16 protein-coding genes are annotated in these 17,330 nt (G+C 59.6%); 12 read left to right on the top strand and 4 right to left on the bottom strand.

Annotation, left to right across the window (positions count from 1 at the left end):
• Positions 1–168 precede the first annotated feature (168 nt).
• From phnC to ED661_RS03055, 5 genes are all read left to right on the top strand, one after another.
• Positions 169–981: a phosphonate ABC transporter ATP-binding protein gene (gene phnC, locus ED661_RS03075; protein ID WP_122072489.1), complete on the top strand. Its 813-nt coding sequence runs from the start codon at positions 169–171 to the stop codon at positions 979–981.
• Positions 982–1,051: 70 nt separating this feature from the next.
• Entirely contained in the window at positions 1,052–1,954 is a 903-nt protein-coding gene (phnD, locus tag ED661_RS03070; RefSeq protein ID WP_122072488.1) for a phosphonate ABC transporter substrate-binding protein, read from the top strand.
• Between the two features lie 117 nt (positions 1,955–2,071).
• A complete protein-coding gene (gene phnE, locus ED661_RS03065) occupies positions 2,072–2,941 on the top strand; it encodes a phosphonate ABC transporter, permease protein PhnE (protein ID WP_122072487.1) in 870 nt (289 codons plus the stop codon).
• Positions 2,938–4,317, top strand: a complete 1,380-nt coding sequence (phnE, locus tag ED661_RS03060) for a phosphonate ABC transporter, permease protein PhnE (RefSeq protein ID WP_122072486.1) — start codon at positions 2,938–2,940, stop codon at positions 4,315–4,317. The genes phnE (ED661_RS03065) and phnE (ED661_RS03060) overlap by 4 nt, the downstream gene beginning before the upstream one ends.
• 77 nt (positions 4,318–4,394) lie before the next feature.
• Complete coding sequence (locus ED661_RS03055; protein WP_122072485.1) at positions 4,395–5,009, top strand: chloramphenicol acetyltransferase; 615 nt, start codon at positions 4,395–4,397, stop codon at positions 5,007–5,009.
• Positions 5,010–5,380: 371 nt separating this feature from the next.
• Here the strand turns inward: ED661_RS03055 and ED661_RS03050 are convergent, their stop codons facing one another.
• The 4 genes from ED661_RS03050 to ED661_RS03035 form a co-directional block, all read right to left on the bottom strand.
• A complete protein-coding gene (locus tag ED661_RS03050) occupies positions 5,381–5,860 on the bottom strand; it encodes a DUF6505 family protein (protein ID WP_122072484.1) in 480 nt (159 codons plus the stop codon).
• A complete protein-coding gene (locus ED661_RS03045) occupies positions 5,860–6,564 on the bottom strand; it encodes a biotin/lipoate--protein ligase family protein (RefSeq protein ID WP_122072483.1) in 705 nt (234 codons plus the stop codon). Before ED661_RS03045 ends, ED661_RS03050 begins: the two co-directional genes overlap by 1 nt.
• Positions 6,561–7,628, bottom strand: coding sequence for an Mrp/NBP35 family ATP-binding protein (locus ED661_RS03040; RefSeq protein WP_122072482.1), 1,068 nt, complete (start codon positions 7,626–7,628; stop codon positions 6,561–6,563). The genes ED661_RS03045 and ED661_RS03040 overlap by 4 nt, the downstream gene beginning before the upstream one ends.
• A gap of 175 nt (positions 7,629–7,803) precedes the next feature.
• The gene (locus tag ED661_RS03035; RefSeq protein ID WP_122072481.1) at positions 7,804–9,765 is read right to left on the bottom strand and encodes a 4Fe-4S binding protein; all 1,962 of its coding nucleotides are present in this window, start codon (positions 9,763–9,765) and stop codon (positions 7,804–7,806) included.
• Positions 9,766–10,187: 422 nt separating this feature from the next.
• Between ED661_RS03035 and ED661_RS03030 the strand changes: the two genes are divergently transcribed.
• The 7 genes from ED661_RS03030 to ED661_RS03000 all read left to right on the top strand — a co-directional run bounded on the left by ED661_RS03030 (position 10,188) and on the right by ED661_RS03000 (position 17,270).
• Complete coding sequence (locus ED661_RS03030; RefSeq protein WP_122072686.1) at positions 10,188–10,727, top strand: DUF3305 domain-containing protein; 540 nt, start codon at positions 10,188–10,190, stop codon at positions 10,725–10,727.
• Positions 10,724–11,368, top strand: coding sequence for a DUF3306 domain-containing protein (locus ED661_RS03025; RefSeq protein ID WP_122072480.1), 645 nt, complete (start codon positions 10,724–10,726; stop codon positions 11,366–11,368). Before ED661_RS03030 ends, ED661_RS03025 begins: the two co-directional genes overlap by 4 nt.
• A 35-nt stretch (positions 11,369–11,403) precedes the next feature.
• Entirely contained in the window at positions 11,404–12,033 is a 630-nt protein-coding gene (locus tag ED661_RS03020; protein WP_122072685.1) for a molecular chaperone, read from the top strand.
• Between the two features lie 86 nt (positions 12,034–12,119).
• Entirely contained in the window at positions 12,120–12,311 is a 192-nt protein-coding gene (locus tag ED661_RS03015; RefSeq protein ID WP_122072479.1) for a twin-arginine translocation signal domain-containing protein, read from the top strand.
• Between the two features lie 130 nt (positions 12,312–12,441).
• Entirely contained in the window at positions 12,442–15,336 is a 2,895-nt protein-coding gene (locus ED661_RS03010) for a formate dehydrogenase subunit alpha (protein WP_122072478.1), read from the top strand.
• 12 nt (positions 15,337–15,348) lie between these two features.
• Positions 15,349–15,942, top strand: a complete 594-nt coding sequence (gene fdh3B / locus ED661_RS03005; RefSeq protein ID WP_122072477.1) for a formate dehydrogenase FDH3 subunit beta — start codon at positions 15,349–15,351, stop codon at positions 15,940–15,942.
• A gap of 98 nt (positions 15,943–16,040) precedes the next feature.
• Complete coding sequence (locus ED661_RS03000) at positions 16,041–17,270, top strand: formate dehydrogenase subunit gamma (protein ID WP_122072476.1); 1,230 nt, start codon at positions 16,041–16,043, stop codon at positions 17,268–17,270.
• The last annotated feature ends 60 nt before the right edge of the window (positions 17,271–17,330 follow it).

Here is a 17,330-nt window from a genome sequence, read left to right as displayed (position 1 = left end):
TGGAAGGACAAAAGAGGAGTGTTCAGCCGCCATATACCTGCTTGCTGGCGCTCTGCACAGGGGCAGATTGCCGAGTCAAATCAATGAGATTTACAAAAGCTTCATTCCCCTGACACAAATCGTTTGATTGCCCGCCTTAGTCAGTGCCCGAAACGAGAGGGACCGACTGTGCTGCGTATCGACAAATTGACTAAACGCTTTGGTGACAAGATCGCGGTGGATGCTGCGACATTGGACATCGACAAACCCTGCATGATCGGGGTGATCGGACGTTCTGGTGCCGGCAAATCCACCCTGCTGCGGATGATCAACCGTCTGTCCGATGCCAGCGAAGGCCGTATCGTATTTGAAGGCCGCGACATTGCCGGTCTGCGGGGCGGAGACAAACGCGCCTGGCAGTCTGAATGCGCGATGATCTTTCAGCAGTTCAATCTGGTGCCGCGTATGGATGTGGTCTCCAATGTGCTGCACGGGACGCTCAACCGGCGCTCCACCTTTGCCACCATGTTCAACCTGTTCCCGATGGAAGACATCCACAAGGCCATTGATATTCTCGATCGTCTTGGCATCGCCGAACATGCCGCCAAACGGGCCGAGGCCCTGTCGGGTGGTCAGCAACAGCGTGTCGCCATTGCCCGCGCCCTGATGCAGGACCCAAAGATCATTCTGGCGGATGAGCCGATTGCCTCGCTGGATCCGATGAATGCCCAGACCGTTATGGAGGCCCTGCGCCGCATCTATGAAGAAGACGGGCGCACCGTGATTGCCAACCTGCACACGCTGGATACCGCGCGCCGCTATTGCGACCGGGTTGTCGGCATGCGCGATGGGCGCATCGTCTTTGATGGGCTGCCCGAACAGCTGACAACTGGCGTTGCCCGCGAGATCTACGGCGCCGATGCAAGCTTCTCGGAAGCGGCAACCTCGACCGAGATCGAAACCCTGGATGCCACCATCCGGGCCGAGATGGCAGAAGCCTGAACACCCAAACAATCCAATTTCATCACCCGTGCCCGATGGGGGAGCGGGAAAACTTAACCGGAGAAAAAAGATGAAAAAACTGCTGCTGGCCGCACTGGCCTCGACTGCCCTGACCACACCCGTCATGGCCGAAGAAATCACCCAGTTCCGCATTGGTCTCTTGGGCGGCGAAAACGCTCAGGACCGTCTGAACAACAACGAATGCCTGCGCGAAAAAACCGAGGAGCTGCTGGGTGTTGAAACCAAGCTGTTCGCCCCTGCCGATTACAACGGCGTTATCCAGGGTCTGCTGGGCGGCACGCTCGACATGGCATGGCTGGGGGCTTCCGGCTACGCAAAAACCTACCTGTCCGACCCGGAGGCAGTTGAGCCGATCCTGGTTAAAGTCAACGTTGACGGCGGCTACGGCTACTACTCGGTCGGCTTTGCCCGCGCCGACAGCGGCATCACCTCGCTGGAAGACATGCAGGGTAAGGTCTTTGGCTTTGGCGATCCTAACTCGACCTCTGGCTTTTTGATCCCGTCGATCGAGATCCCTGAAATCACCGGCTCCACCATGACCTCGGGTGACTACTTTGGCGAAGTCAAATTCTCCGGCGGTCACGAGCAGACCATCGTTGGCGTCAACAACGGCGACTTTGATGGCGGCGTGACCTGGGCCGACGGTCTGGGCAACTGGGAAGATGGCTACAACTCCGGCGCCCTGCGTCGTGCTGTAGATGCTGGCCTGGTTGACATGAATGACCTGGTGCAGATCTGGCAGTCCAAGCCGATCCCAGAAGGCCCCATCGTTCTGCGCAAAGACCTGCCAGAAGACGTCAAAGTCAAGTTCACCGCTCTGATGGCCTCGCTGCCTGCAATGGACCCGGAATGTGCCTATGGTGTGCTCTCCGGTGAGGCCAAAGGCGTTATGCCAATCGGCCATGATGCCTATCAGGCAATCATCGAAGCCCGTCAGCTGAAGTCCAACTAAGACTCTCACGCGGCTCTTTCTGCGGGGTCCGGGCAGCAGTGTCCGGACCCCGTTTCCCAGTGAAAACCCACCCCCTAAAGGGCTGGGATCGCACATTCCCAATTCAGGACGGCAAAGATGGCAGATCTGACCGCAGCGCCCCTAACAACGGCGGATATTCGCGCCCAATATGGCGAGATGACCCGACGCAAGCGTCTTTATGGTGGCATAATTTTGGTGGTGTTTGTCGCATTGATGATGGCGGGGTTCCGAACCGCCGATGGCCGCAATGCGGGCTCGTTCTACGATGGCATCACCCATGTCTTTGACTACCCGAGTGAGGTTCTGGCGGAAGCCAGCGAGAAACTCACTGAGCTGCCTGGCCATCTGGTCAATTTCTTTCCCGCTCTGGTTGAGACGTTGAACATTGCAGCGGCCTCGACCCTGGTGGGGCTGGTTTTTGGCACCCTGCTGTCGCTCTTGTCGACCCGCGGCATGGCGCCCTGGCCGCGTCTAATCCCGCTGTTTCGCCGTATCATGGATATCTGCCGGGCCATTCCAGAGATTGTCATTGCCCTGGTGCTGATCTTTCTGCTGGGCGGTGGACCGGTGCCGGCCATGATCGCCATCGCCATCCACACGGCTGGCGCGCTGGGCAAGCTGTTTTCCGAAGTGAATGAAAATGCCTCGCTGAAACCCGTTGAAGGGCTCGAATCCGTGGGCGGCAGCTGGGGCCAGCGCATGTGGCTGGGTGTCATCCCGCAGGTGGGCCCCAACTATGTGAGCTATGCCCTGTTGCGTTTTGAAATCAACATCCGCGCCTCCGCCATCCTCGGCTTTGTGGGTGCTGGCGGCATCGGCTACGAGCTGAAAAACGCCATGTCCTGGGGGCAGGGGCGCTATGACGAGGCCGCCGCCATCTTCCTTTTGCTATTTGTCACCATCGTCGTGGTCGATCAGATCTCGAGCGGCATGCGTGACCGTTTGATCAATGGAGCCAAAGCATGACCATTCTAGAGGCCGAATTGACTCCCGCCAGCCTGAAGCAGGACATGGACCGCCTGTTCTTCAAGAAGAAGCTGATGGGCTTTGCCCTGCCAGCCCTGATCCTGGCCTATATGACCTACGTGTTCTTTGCCTTTGATATGCCGGGTCTCTGGCAGCGGGTCAGCTGGCAGAACGCGCAGACCCTGGTGAGTGACACCTATAGCTACAAGACCCATGTGACCCGTGACAACCGCGATGCCTCTGTTTCGGTCGCCATTGAGGGTGAACGCAAAGGCACCTACCCAGAAGGGGAAAGCCCCGCCTGGGTCACTCTGGGTGACACCGCTGCAAGCGATACCGTGATTGATCTAGAGAACGGTCATCTGGTGCGCTTTGGCGCTGAGAGCATCGAATATGACATCCCCGGCTATGGCATGGTGCGCGCGACACCAACGCGGGCCAAGGGCGTGCAGGCGGAATTGCCCGCAGGTGAGGTGCCAGACTGGATCAGCATCTCCAAAAACCGTCTGGCGATCAAAACCGAGGCCGGACGCCTGACCGTGACCCGCAACCGTGCGGAAGTGTTCCGGTATTTCACCGGCTGGGAGCTGTTCTTCTTTACCCTCGACAGCCCCTATCACGGCATGGGCTTTGGCGAGGTGATGACACGCGCCGCAACGGGTGAGGCCGGGGCAATCTTCCATGATTTTTGGAACAACAAGATGTGGCGTCATCAGGATGTCGCCTGGGCCATTGCCGAGACGCTGTTGATGGCTTTCCTCGGCACCATCGGTGCGGGTATCTTTGCCCTGCCACTGGCCTTCATTGCGGCGCGCAACTTCTCTCCCTTTGGGCCGCTGCGGTTTATCGTGCGCCGCTTCTTTGACTTCCTGCGCGGCGTGGACTCGCTGATCTGGACAGTGGTTCTGGCACGGGCCTTTGGCCCAGGCCCCTTGACCGGAGCCCTGGCCATTCTGGTCACGGATACCGGCACCTTCGGCAAGATCTTCTCGGAGGCCTTGGAAAACGTCGATGAGAAGCAGATCGAGGGTATTTCTTCAACCGGGGCAAAACCGGCACAGCGCTACCGCTTTGGGGTGATCCCGCAGATCACGCCGGTGCTGCTGAGCCAGCTCTTGTACTTCCTGGAATCCAACACCCGGTCGGCCACCATCATCGGGGCCATCACCGGTGGCGGCATTGGCCTGCTGCTGACCCAAGCGATCATCACCCAGAAGGACTGGGAAGAGGTGGCCTATTACATCGTGTTGATCATCCTGATGGTGATGATGATGGATTGGCTCTCCGGCTGGCTGCGCCGCCGCCTGATCAAGGGGGAAACTGGCACGTCCAAGCGCAAAGCCCGCGCGGATGGCAAGGCCTTCCTGCTGCCCTGAAATCTCAAGCCTTAAATTGAACTACGCCCCCAGTCATTCCAGATGAATGGCTGGGGTAGACATTGGAAAGAAACCCCTTGGCCAAACTATCCCCAGAGACCCCGTTTTTTCACCCCGATTGTCAGATCAGCGACAGTAGTTTTGGTGCCTATGTGGAGATTGGTGCAGGCAGCCGCGTGGCCAATAGCCATTTTGGCGACTACTCTTACTGTGACCGCAACAGCGACATTGCCAATGCTCAGGTGGGGAAGTTCTCCAATATCGCCAGTGCAACGCGCATTGGGGCGACGGACCACCCGATGGAGAAGGCCTCACTACATCATTTCCACTATCGCTCGGCTCTGTACTGGGATGATGTCCCGGATGATGCGGAGTGGTTTGCCCATCGGGCCAGTCGCCGGGCGCACATTGGCCATGACACCTGGATTGGTCACGGAGCGCTGATCAAGCCGGAGGTGACCATTGGCCATGGGGCTGTTGTGGCCTCGGGTACGGTGGTGACCAAGGATGTGGCGCCCTATACAATTGTTGGCGGCAATACCGCTCAACTAATCCGCCGCCGCTATAAGGCACTGGTGGCAGAGCAGATGATAGAGCTGGCCTGGTGGGATTGGGACCACGCCCGCCTGCGCGCCTGCCTGCCGGATTTTCGCAGCCTCACGGCTGAGGCGTTTTTGGAGAAATATGCCTGAGTGAAGCCGGTGCGCTGGCTGCTTCCGATAACGCAAGTTCATGCAAAGGGGAGGCTCCCGCCCCCGCAGGTGCAATTGGCTTTGCCAATAAGACCTTGGCGGTGTTGGGGGTGGCGCCGCTGCGCGGCGCAAGAAGGAAGATCTGCTGAGAGGCCCTTGAAGGGGCAGGTTTGCCCCGCAAGGACCATGATATTTTATTGGGCCAAAGACACCTCAAGGGTAAACCCTGCCTGACGGCAGGGCCGCTTTGCGGCCCTTGACCTGTCTCTTCCAGAAAGTGGCCCTGCGCCGCGTTAGCGGCGCTGGGCCCAACGGGAGGGGAGCCCGTAGGGATCTACCGACGGGCGGGAGAGTTCGCTTGCCAGATAAGGTTAGTCTTCGGGGCTGACGTGAAGGGCGAATTGCTCCAGTCCAGCCGACTGCGGCTCAATGCTGCGATAGTTTTCTCTGACACCGGCGCCATTGAGTTCTCTGGCTACAGTGAGCAGGGTGTTGGGTGGGTTTTCGCCGCAGAGGTCCTGCATTTGCTGCAGTTCCTCAAGGGCAACAGGGCGTGCACTGGCAAGATCCGGAGCGCCGTAGAAGGATACAAAATGCTGCGCCAGAAGCTCAAGCAATTGATCCAACTCCCCCTGCTCAATCTGTGTAACTGCAACAAAGGTCACTCGACCGGATGTCTCTAACCCCAACCAACCATTTGCAAAAGCCTGACGTTGCTTTCCGGTGAGGTCGCCTTCAACCCAGTTGGAAAATTCAAAGCCGCCGGAAATACACCATTCCCCGGTGCGGGCCGGATTGGCAAAGACATTCTGATCGCTCTCGTCGAAATGGATGGCGCGGGCGAGATACATCATGAGGTCTCCAATAATGTGGTCAAAGGGATGAGCCGGGTGCGCTCTGCGTCACGCAAAAGCATGCCAAAATCTTCGTCGACACCGAGGAAGGTACCTGTGGCGTCCTGCCATTGTCCCTCTTCGCCGATCCCATGGGCAAGACCGCGCCATTCGGCATGCAGGGGTTCCAGCCCGTCTTGTTCCCAGCGCGAAATCCAGTGCAGCGCGTGGCGCGCCCAGCTCTCAAGCAGAGCTGGCGCCTTCACCTCAGCGCAGCCTTCGGCATAAAGCGCGGTTTGGTCTGGGGTCTCGCCGCTGTCTTCACTGGCGGGCCAAAGGGGCAGCTCCAGCCCGACCACCAGCCAGTCCGGTGTGACCTCGGGGTCTGTGGAGCTGGCCGCGATGCGCAACCGGCCGCAACGCCCGCCGTTGATGCGCAAGCCACCGCCCCATTCCAGATGCACCGCGACTTCCGGTGGCGCCAGCGCCCCCAGGGCATTTTGCAATCCGATCCCGCAGGTGGGCAACATTGCCATGGCCTTGTGCAGGGGGACCTCTGGTGCAAAGACCAGGGCGGCACGCAACTGATCCGCACCCAAATTGTAGGTCACCAATCCAGCGTCACAGCCCAAGACCGCCCGCTGACAGGCAGCCTCGAACGGGTCTTCCTGCCCGGTCACGGCAAGGCCAGACATCAGAGGCGGGAAGGAGAGCTCACTCATGCGGCGCCTCGGTCCACCAGGGTCTTGGCGACATCGAAAAAGGCCTGTGCCTGGGCACTGTCAGGTTTGGCAGCCACGATGGGCGCGCCGCTGTCTGCCGCCAGCCGCACATCCAGATGCAGCGGGATCTCGGCCAGCAAAGGCACGTTGAGCTTGGCTGCCTCAGCCGCAACACCGCCATGGCCAAAGACATGCTCCTCATGGCCGCAGTTGGAGCAGATATGGGTCGACATGTTCTCGATCATGCCGAGGATTGGCACGTTGAGCTTGTTGAACATATCGATGCCTTTGCGGGCATCAATCAGCGCCACATCCTGCGGGGTCGAGACAATAACCGCACCATCCACCTGGGCCTTTTGCGCCAGGGTCATCTGCACATCGCCGGTGCCCGGTGGCAGATCCACGATCAGCACGTCCAAAGCGCCCCATTGCACCTGCATCAGCATCTGCTGCAGCGCCCCCATCAGCATCGGGCCACGCCAGACCACCGCCTGATCATCATTGGTCATCAGCCCAATCGACATCATGGTGACGCCATGGTTGCGCAGCGGCAGGATGGTTTTGCCATCCGGGCTGGCAGGGCGGCCAGAAACGCCCAGCATCCGCGGCTGCGAGGGGCCATAGACATCGGCATCCAACAACCCGACACGCCGTCCCTGGGCCGCCAGCGCGCAGGCGAGGTTGGCAGAGACGGTTGATTTGCCGACGCCGCCCTTGCCCGAGGCAACAGCAAGAATGCGATCAACGCCAGGAATTTTCTGTGGCCCCTGGGCTGGTGCGGGTTTTGAAGGTTTCAAATCGGGGGGCGGCGCCTTGGCGGAATGCCCGGTGAGCATCACCGAGACTTTTTCCGCGCCTTCGAGGTCTTTGACAAGGGCCTCCGCCTGATCCCGGATAGGGGTGTAGAGGTCAGATTTGTTGGGGTCGATCTCCAGAACAAACAACACGCTGCCACCGTCAACGGTAAGGCCCCGTGTGAGCCCTGCAGCGACAATGTCCTGGCCGCTGACAGGATCGGAAATGCTTTTTAGGGCCGCGAGGACGGATTCTCGGGTAATGGACACGCGGGAGTTGCTCCTTTGATGGTCGCCCGGAAGGGGGCTTTGACTGTCTGGCTTTGAGGGCAGAGCGCGGGTCTGGCGCGCTCTTGCCTCATTCATTTGCTATTATCTATCTGACTTGCAGCTTTGGTGCATCCGCCAACTGCGCCTAAGGGCAAGAAAGCAAGGTTCTAAACGTTTAGTGGTCCCGGCGTTTGCTCAGATAATCCTCTGTTGTGCGCACCCTTGGCCGTTCTGCCCCGGCAAGCGGGCTGTCCTTTTGGTGGAACTGGGCCTGAACCCGGCAATCGTCGCACATCTGGATCATCCGGGCCATTTCAGGACGGGCAAACATCGCGTGTTTTCCGGCCAGTTTCTCGGTGATCTTCTCAATGGTGGATTTCACCCCAAACAAAGCACCGCATTCAACGCAGGCAAAGGGATCTTCCTCGTGCAGAACCACCTGCGACAGAGCGGCGGGGTCCAGGTTGAGCCTTGGCTCAAAAGAGATCGCATCTTCGGGGCAGGTATTGGCGCAGATGCCACATTGCAGGCAGGCCTCTTCCTGGAACCTCAGCTGGGGCAGATCAGGATTGTCACCCAGGGCGCCAGAGGGGCAGAGCGAGACACAGGACAGACACAGCGTGCAGCTGTCCTGATCGACCAACACAGCGCCATAGGGGGCCTGATCGGGCAGGGACAGGTGCTGCGCCTCTGGCTGCAGCGCCATGGCCGCCTGTCGGGTGATCTGACGACGTGACCCCATCGGACGGATTGGCGTCGCCAGCGGGGCGGGCGCATCCGATTGATAGAGCGCATCGCTCAGCGCCTCGGGGTCGGTGATATCCAGCAGGCGCGCCTTCCCCGGGCCGCCAATTGCCAGCGCCAGTGCGAGCTCGGCTTCCTGTACATCACGGTCGACACCCGGGCTCAGCAGGATTGAAACATCTGCAAACCCCGCAGCGAGGGCCGCCAGGATTTCGGCATGACCAAAGGCATTGAGCGCGGAGACTTCCAGCGGCACCGCATCGGCGGGCAACCCGCGGCCAAAACGAGCCGCAAGGCTGATCATCTCGCTGCCATGTGGGCTGACGACCAACAGGCGGGGACTTTGGCCTCCGGCTGTCAGATAGGCCTTGGCCAGGGTCTGAATACGGCGAAACTGCGCATCCGTTGCGGGCGCGTCATAGGTGATGGCACCAGAGGGGCAGAGCGCCGCACAGGCGCCACAGCCGGCGCAGATCATGGGGTCAATACTGACATGATCCCCGGCAGAGCTGATGGCCGATGTCGGGCAATGGTCCAGACATTTGTTGCAGCCCGATTGGGAAGCACGCGAATGGGCACAGAGCAGCGGCTCGTGGTTCAGGTAGAGCGGTTTTTCAAAGGTTCCCACCATCTGCGAGGCCGTCAGAAGGGTATCGGCAACGGCTTGCGGGTTCTTGGGATCGGCGCGCAGGTAGCCCTCGCGCTTTTCCGGGGCAGGAAACAGCGGCGTGCCGCCGCGCAGATCCAGAATGAGATCGCAGTCCGATTGTGCGCCGTCGCGGGCCGGAGTCCAGCTCCACTGGCGTCCGGTTGCATCCAACTGTTGCAGGGCATCAAAATGCACCTGAAACTGCCCCAACGCGCCCTTGGCCCGCCGCAACTTACCCCGGATCACGTCGAATTCACGGCCCGACAAGAGGCTCGCGGGATCTTCGGCACCTGTCTCCAGCAAAACTGTGACCCCCAGCACATCCTGAAGCCGTTCGGCGGCTGCCAGGGCGATATCAGGTGCGCCGAGGATCAGGCACAGCCCTTCACAGGTTACATCCAGGGATTTCCCAGCTGGAATCTCCAAAGCGGCCTCGGCTACCAGGGCGGACATTTTGGGTATCAGATCACCGGTATCTGAGGACCAACCCGCCCGATCCCGCAGGTCGAGCACCGGGGGCTCTGGCTGCTCCAATTCCGCCGCGAGATCTGCAAAAAATCTTTTTTCCTGGGTACAGCAAATCACCGATTCGCCACTTGAAATTGCAGCAGCAGTGACCTCGGCCTGGGTGGTGCACAGGGCTGAATGGACTGGGCTGCACCTGAGGCCCGTTGCCGCCGAGAGGGCCTCAGGGTCTAGGCTTTGTGTCCCTGAACAATCACATAAAATCAATTGCTTGGCCATTGTTTTCCTCGCGTGTATTTCGGCAAGATCCTGTCGGACTGACCGCTGGCTGGGAGGTCAGACTAGCTTTGATTCTTGGCTGAGGTAAACCGGTTTTGAGTGTCAGAGGCGGCTCCAAACCCTCTCATTCTGGGCAAGTGATTCGCCATTTGGTGGTGCGCGGGTTTCCTGAGTTTTTTTGTCAAAATAGACAATTCGACCGCAGCCTTGGGCAGCTGGAATTGCAGCACCCCAATTTGTCCCGCATGGGCTGTTTTATCTTCTTCCCGCAACTTCAGCCTTTCGAGGCGCCGCCCTGTCGGCGCAGTCTTGCTGCAACAAATGATGGTCTGGCGGTATTCGATCGGGCTGCAGCTGTGACAGTGGGAAATGACAAAAGGCATCGTGACAGGGTGAGTCAAAGCACAGAGAAAACGGATGTGATGCCGGTTGGGGTGGTTCTGCGCCGCGCACCGGGGGTGACCCGCTGGGCCAAGTGGAGCTGGACCGTCTCAGGGCTGCTGCCTGCTGCTGCGGCGGCGGAATGGCAGTTGCTGCGCAGCGAGGGCGGCGTCAGCGAATACCATGCCGCTACCCTGCCGCTGGAGCTGCACCGCGCCGAGGCCGAGGCCTACATGCAGGCGCTGACCACCAATCCACCGAGCCTCTATGTGATCATGCGCGAGACCAGTGAAGGGGGTTTCCCACTGGAGGTCACGCTAGTCACCGCTTCGCCATTTGAGGCGCAGGACTATGCCGACAGCGGCGAAGAACTGGTGGAGAAGGTGGCGATGCCTTCGGGGCTGGTGGCCTGGTTGCGGGAGTTCACGCTGGCGCATTTCCACGAGGAAGAGTTCAAGAAACGGCGGCGCGACAAAAAGGATGTTGGCGCCAGCGAAGACGGTATTGGCGACCCCCGTATTTCTCAGCTCACTGATGTATATCGCTCGCCTGCTCTGTCCAAGCGGGGGCGGGTACAATGAGCCGGGGGGATTTCTGGTCCCGTCGACAGGCGGCGGTTGCGGCAGAGGCCGAGGCTGAAGAGCAGGCAGCGGTTGCAGCGCGGTCTGCCGCGCGTGATGCGGAATTGGCAGAGCAAAGCGACGAAGAAATCCTGGCGGCGCTGGAGCTGCCTGACCCTGAGAGCCTGAAGGAAGGGGATGATTTCAAGGTCTTTCTGACGGATCAGATCCCCGCCCGGATCAAGACACGGGCGCTGCGGCATCTGTGGCGCGCCAATCCGGTGCTGGCCTGTGTGGATGGGCTGGTGGATTACGGCGAGGATTTCACTGATGCCGCCTGCGTCATTGAGGGGATGCAAACCGCCTATCAGGTCGGCAAGGGCATGACAAAACATGTCGAGGCCCTGGCGCAGGAGGCCGAGGCGGAACGGGCTGCTGCCGAAGCGGCACCGGAAGCAGACCCGGAACACCCTTCTGACGGGGAAGTTGCCGCTCTGGAAGAACCAGAACTCCCGGCCATGGCCTCCGCACCAGTGGGGGCTTCTGTCGAGCCCCGGACTGATCCGGTCAATCCGGCCGAGGATGTAACCCAACCCACCGAAACACAGATCACAGCCGCGCCCCGGCGCATGCGCTTTTCCTTTGAAGGAGCGACGACATGAGCCTCAGCGAGATGACCCGCAAGGAGCCTGAAATGATGACAGAACTTGAGACCCTGCCAGAGGCCCCGGTACCACCGGTCGCGATTGGGACAGAGGACCAGATGCGCGCAGACCTCTATAACTACCTTGGCGTGATGCTGGCGGGGCCACCGGATGAGATGCTGCTGGGGCAGACCTCTGGACTGGCAGGCGATGACAGTGGCTTGGGAGACGCAATCAATGCGCTGGCCAAACTGGCACGCCACAGCAAACCCGCCTCTGCAGAGCGCGAATTCAACAAGCTGTTCATTGGTTTGGGGCGGGGCGAGTTGCTGCCCTATGCCAGCTATTATTTGACCGGTTTCCTGAATGAAAAACCACTGGCGCAGCTGCGTCAGGACATGGCGGCTGGTGGGATAACCCGTGCGCCCAATGCCTATGAGCCCGAGGACAACATTGCCTCCCTGATGGAGATGATGGGCGCGATGATTGCCGGACGCTTTGGCACGGCGGCAGATCTGGCCAGACAAAAGCAATTCTTTGCCAAACATATCGGCCCCTGGGCCGGTCATTTCTTTTCGGATCTCGAAGGTGCCAAATCTTCGGTTCTCTATGCCGCGCTCGGCGCCGTCGGGCGGCAGTTCATGGAGATCGAAGCCGAAGCCTTTCGGATGAGCGCGGAGTAATCCGCAAAAGGGCGCTGGGGTAACCTTTGGCGCTGTAACCCCGTGAAACAGGTACCTGACCCCAGGCGTCAGGAGGAGGAGTTCACATGAGCAAGAAAGATGAGGGGGCCAGCAGCCGCCGCGACTTTCTGAAAATGGCGGCGACAGGTGCGCCACTGGCTGCGGTGGCGGTTGCCAGCAGCGGCACCGAGGCCGAGGCTTCCGAGCCCAATCTGGCATCCGACAAGATGCAGGATACCGCGCATACCCGCGCCTATTACGACAGCACCCGGTTCTAACCAGCGCCGGTTGCAGACAAGACGATTCATCGACCACAGGCAACTGGTAGCGAGACGCCCGACCGCCCCGTGGTTTCCTTGAACCAAGCGCGTCCTTTCACTGGTGAAAGGGCTAGCAAGGGAGGCTTATATGCTTAGGAAAAAGACCAACGGGGTTGCGAGACGCCCCCAGCGGAGCTCGATCCTCAATAATGTCGCGGAAACTTCCGTTGACCGCCGCTCATTTCTGCGCGGCTCTGGCCTGGCCATTGGCGGCCTGGCTGCCATCAGTGCCACGGGTGGAACTGTCACTCAGGCAACGGCTGCAACAGCCGCGGCAGGCGCGGTTGAAACCATCAAATCCGTCTGTACCCATTGTTCTGTTGGCTGCACCGTTGTGGCCGAAGTGGATAGTGGTGTCTGGGTCGGGCAAGAGCCCGGTTGGGACAGCCCTTTCAATCTCGGGGCCCATTGCGCCAAGGGCGCATCGGTGCGCGAACATGCCCATGGCGAGCGCCGCCTGAAATACCCGATGAAGAAAGAGGGCGGCGAGTGGAAGCGCATCTCCTGGGAACAGGCCATCGACGAGGTTGGTGGCGGCATGATGGATATCCGCGAAGAGAGCGGCCCGGACAGCGTCTATTGGCTGGGCTCGGCCAAGTATAACAACGAACAGGCCTATCTGTTCCGCAAATTCGCGGCCTATTGGGGCACCAATAACGTCGACCATCAGGCGCGGATCTGTCACTCGACCACCGTTGCGGGCGTCGCCAATACATGGGGCTACGGCGCCATGACCAACTCCTATAACGACATTCATAATTCCAAATCCATCTTCATCATTGGTGGCAACCCGGCTGAGGCGCATCCCGTCTCGTTGTTGCACCTTTTGAAGGCCAAGGAGCAGAACAACGCACCGGTCATCGTCTGTGATCCACGCTTTACCCGCACCGCGGCCCATGCGGATGAATATGTCCGCTTCCGTCCCGGCACCGATGTGGCGCTGGTCTGGGGTATCCTGTGGCATATCTTCGAGAACGGTTGGGAAGACAAAGAGTTCATCCGCACCCGTGTCTGGGGGATGGATCAGATCCGCGACGAGGTGAAAGCCTGGAACCCAGAAGAGGTTGAGCGCGTCACCGGTGCACCAGGCGAGCAGCTCGAGCGCGTTGCGCGTACCCTGGCCAACAACCGTCCCGGCACCGTGATCTGGTGCATGGGCGGCACCCAGCACACCACTGGCAACAACAACACCCGTGCCTATTGCATCCTGCAGCTGGCGTTGGGCAACATGGGCGCCTCTGGTGGCGGCACCAATATCTTCCGGGGCCATGACAACGTGCAGGGGGCCACCGATCTGGGCGTGCTCTCGCATACGCTGCCGGGCTACTATGGGTTGTCCAAAGGCGCCTGGGCTCATTGGGCGCGCGTCTGGGAGGAAGACCCCGAGTGGCTCTCAGCCCAGTTTGATATGCTGACAGGGGCTGACGGCAAGGAAAAGAGCTTGCAGAACCTGAAAGGTATTCCGGTCAGTCGCTGGATTGATGGCATCCTTGAGGACAAGGACAATATCGATCAGCCCAACAATGTGCGGGCCATGGTTCTGTGGGGGCACGCGCCCAATTCGCAGACCCGGATGACGGAAATGAAAACGGCAATGGAAAAGCTGGATATGCTGGTCGTGATCGACCCCTATCCAACGGTCTCTGCCGTGCTTCAGGATCGCACCGATGGCGTCTATCTGCTGCCGGCCTGTACCCAGTTTGAAACCCGTGGCTCTGTCACTGCTTCAAACCGGTCTTTCCAGTGGCGCGATCGCATTGTCGAGCCGCTGTTTGAGAGCCTGCCGGATGAGGTCATCATGGCCAAGTTCGCCAACAAGTTTGGCTGGGGCGATCGTCTGTTCCGCAATATTGAGATGGAAGACGCTGAAACACCGGTTGTTGAAAGCATCACGCGGGAGTTCAACAAGGGGCTCTGGACCATTGGCTACACGGGTCAAAGCCCCGAGCGGCTGAAACTGCATATGGCCAACCAACATACCTTTGACCGCACCACGCTGCGGGCTGTAGGTGGTCCCGCCGATGGCGATTACTACGGTCTGCCATGGCCCTGCTGGGGCACGGCTGAGATGAACCACCCCGGCACGCCAAACCTCTATGATATGTCGAAACCGGTTTCTCAGGGTGGTCTCACCTTCCGCGCCCGTTTTGGCGTTGAGCGGGATGGCGACAACCTGCTGGCCGAAGGCGTCTACAGCAAGAATTCGGAAATCCAGGATGGATACCCCGAGTTCACCATGCAGATGCTGATGGATCTGGGCTGGGACGGTGATCTGACCGACGAAGAGCGCGCCTCGATCGAGGCCGTGGCCGGTCCCAAGACCAACTGGAAAACCGACCTCTCTGGCGGTATTCAGCGGGTGGCGATCAAGCATGAATGTGCGCCCTTCGGCAATGCCAAAGCCCGCGCTATGGTCTGGACCTTCCCGGATCCGGTGCCTATTCACCGCGAGCCGCTCTATACCAACCGCCGCGATCTGGTTGAGGACTACCCAACATATGAGGACCGTCAAGCTTACCGTCTGCCGACCCTCTATGCCTCGATCCAGAAAAACGACGTCTCCAAGGATTATCCGATCATCCTCACCTCCGGGCGACTGGTGGAATATGAGGGTGGCGGCGAAGAGACGCGCTCGAACCCCTGGCTGGCAGAATTGCAGCAGGACATGTTTGTCGAAATCAACACGCGCGACGCCAATAACCTGGGCGTGCGGGACGGCGAACAGTGCTGGGTCGAAGGCCCCGAGGGCGGCAAGGTCAAAGTTATGGCCATGGTCACCGAACGTGTCGGGGCAGGCGTTGCCTTCATGCCCTTCCATTTTGGTGGTCACTTCCAGGGTAAGGATCTGCGGGACAAATATCCCGAAGGTGCAGATCCTTATGTCTTGGGCGAAAGCGCCAATGTGGCCTTCACCTATGGCTATGACAGCGTCACCCAAATGCAAGAGAGCAAATGCACTCTTTGCAAAATCACTGCAGCATAAGGAGAGAGAGACATGGCAAGAGCAAAGTTCCTCTGCGACGCCGAACGCTGCATTGAATGCAACGCCTGCGTCACCGCCTGTAAAAACGAGCACGAAGTGCCCTGGGGCATAAACCGCCGTAGGGTCGTCACGCTGAATGACGGCCAACCCGGAGAGCGCTCGCTCTCTGTGGCCTGTATGCATTGTTCTGATGCGCCCTGCATGGCGGTCTGTCCGGTGGATTGTTTCTACCAGACAGCCGATGGCGTGGTGCTGCACTCCAAAGATCTGTGTATTGGTTGTGGCTATTGCTTCTACGCGTGTCCCTTTGGCGCGCCGCAATATCCGCAGGCGGGTGCCTTTGGCAGCCGTGGCAAGATGGACAAATGCACCTTCTGCGCCGGTGGCCCCGAGGAGAACCACTCCAATGCGGAGTTCTCCAAATATGGCCGTAACCGGATCGCCGAAGGCAAGCTGCCGATCTGTGCTGAGATGTGTTCCACCAAGGCGCTGCTGGCTGGTGACGGCGATATGGTTTCCGAAATCTACCGGGAACGCATTGTGGCCCGCGGCTTTGGCTCCGGTGCCTGGGGCTGGGGCACAGCCTATGAGCAAAAGGGCGGCTAAACGCCTCTGATGTTCAAATGAGACGGGGGCGGCCTGCGCAATGTGGGCCGCCTGCGATCTGCTACTTTCTATCCATGACCTGCAAAGGAGTCTGGCCCATGCTGCGCCTGGCATTTCTCTTTTCCCTTCAGCTGATGCTGTGTTTTTCCCTGCTGCCTGGTCTGGCATTGGCACAGGAGGCTGAGGCCGGGGTGACGGTGGACCGCAGTGCAACAGGGGGTGCGCAGACCCTGGATGATATTCTGGCGCGGCAACAGCAGCAAAAACTGGATGAGCGTTTTCGTCAGGACAACATTGGCAATCCGGATGCCGCAGCCGGGATGAGCGAACAGCTTGGCACCCTGGGCGGGGTCTCGGACCCTGAGCTTTGGCGGCAGCTGCGCTATGATTCTGCTCAGGTTTCAGTGTCCAGCGGTGGCGATGTGGGCAAGGTGTTGGTGCAGGATGGCGGCATGCGTTGGCTCGAATTTCGCGCAGGCCCCCTGCGCCACTATGGCGGTTGGTTGCTGCTCGGCACCATCGGGGCGCTGGTGGTGTTCTTTGTGCTGCGCGGCAGGATCAAGATTGACGGTGAAAAGACTGGTCGCACGGTGACCCGGTTCAAGAGTGTCGAACGCCTTGGTCATTGGCTGCTGGCGGGATCCTTTATCATCCTCGGTATTACTGGAATCCTGTCTCTGTTTGGGCGGCTGATTATTGCGCCTTACTTGGGCAAGGGACTTAACGCGGGGCTGCTGGACCTGAGCAAATGGCTGCACAATGTGGTGGCCTGGGGCTTTATTGTTGGTTTGGTGATGATCTTTGTGATGTGGGTCGTGCATAATATTCCCAACCGTACTGACCTGACCTGGCTGCGCCAGTTTGGCGGCATCATCGGCTCAGCCCATCCGCCGGCCAAGAAATTCAACGCCGGGCAAAAGCTGATCTTCTGGTCGGTGGTGCTCTTTGGCGCCTCGATCTCGCTGTCTGGGTTGTCCCTGTTGTTCCCTTATGAGCTGCCGCTCTTTGCCAAGACCTTTGGATTATTGAACGCGACAGGTCTGTCTGAACTCCTGGGCCTTGGCCAGCTGCCCGTTGCGCTGGCGCCGCAGGAGGAAATGCAGCTGGCTCAGGCCTGGCATGCCATTCTGGCCTTTGTGCTGATGGCGATCATCATCGCCCATATCTATATCGGTTCGGTTGGCATGGAGGGCGCTTATGATGCCATGGGGTCAGGTGAGGTGGATGAGGCCTGGGCCAAGCAGCACCATTCGATCTGGCTGGAGGAGATGCAGGAGCAGCAGGCACAAAGCGACAAGGACAAGGGAACGGTCTCTCCAGCAGAGTAGATGAGGGAGGCCGTAAGGTTTGATTTTTGCAGCTAAAGGCGTAAGGCTCGGGGAGGCATG

Source organism: Pseudophaeobacter sp. EL27, assembly GCF_900313025.1.
Lineage (GTDB): Bacteria > Pseudomonadota > Alphaproteobacteria > Rhodobacterales > Rhodobacteraceae > Pseudophaeobacter.
The sequence above is the reverse complement of the archived record's forward strand: the minus strand, read 5'-3'. Positions and strand labels throughout refer to the sequence as shown.

Bases quoted from the DNA above. Each gene is read 5' to 3' on its own strand.
- phnD (WP_122072488.1), top strand. From the start codon at position 1,052: ATGAAAAAACTGCTGCTGGCCGCACTGGCCTCGACTGCCCTGACCACA.
- phnE (WP_122072487.1), top strand. From the start codon at position 2,072: ATGGCAGATCTGACCGCAGCGCCCCTAACAACGGCGGATATTCGCGCC.
- phnE (WP_122072486.1), top strand. From the start codon at position 2,938: ATGACCATTCTAGAGGCCGAATTGACTCCCGCCAGCCTGAAGCAGGAC.
- ED661_RS03050 (WP_122072484.1), bottom strand. From the start codon at position 5,860: ATGTATCTCGCCCGCGCCATCCATTTCGACGAGAGCGATCAGAATGTC.
- ED661_RS03045 (WP_122072483.1), bottom strand. From the start codon at position 6,564: ATGAGTGAGCTCTCCTTCCCGCCTCTGATGTCTGGCCTTGCCGTGACC.
- ED661_RS03035 (WP_122072481.1), bottom strand. From the start codon at position 9,765: ATGGCCAAGCAATTGATTTTATGTGATTGTTCAGGGACACAAAGCCTA.
- ED661_RS03030 (WP_122072686.1), top strand. From the start codon at position 10,188: ATGCCGGTTGGGGTGGTTCTGCGCCGCGCACCGGGGGTGACCCGCTGG.
- ED661_RS03025 (WP_122072480.1), top strand. From the start codon at position 10,724: ATGAGCCGGGGGGATTTCTGGTCCCGTCGACAGGCGGCGGTTGCGGCA.
- ED661_RS03020 (WP_122072685.1), top strand. From the start codon at position 11,404: ATGACAGAACTTGAGACCCTGCCAGAGGCCCCGGTACCACCGGTCGCG.
- ED661_RS03015 (WP_122072479.1), top strand. From the start codon at position 12,120: ATGAGCAAGAAAGATGAGGGGGCCAGCAGCCGCCGCGACTTTCTGAAA.
- ED661_RS03010 (WP_122072478.1), top strand. From the start codon at position 12,442: ATGCTTAGGAAAAAGACCAACGGGGTTGCGAGACGCCCCCAGCGGAGC.
- fdh3B (WP_122072477.1), top strand. From the start codon at position 15,349: ATGGCAAGAGCAAAGTTCCTCTGCGACGCCGAACGCTGCATTGAATGC.
- ED661_RS03000 (WP_122072476.1), top strand. From the start codon at position 16,041: ATGCTGCGCCTGGCATTTCTCTTTTCCCTTCAGCTGATGCTGTGTTTT.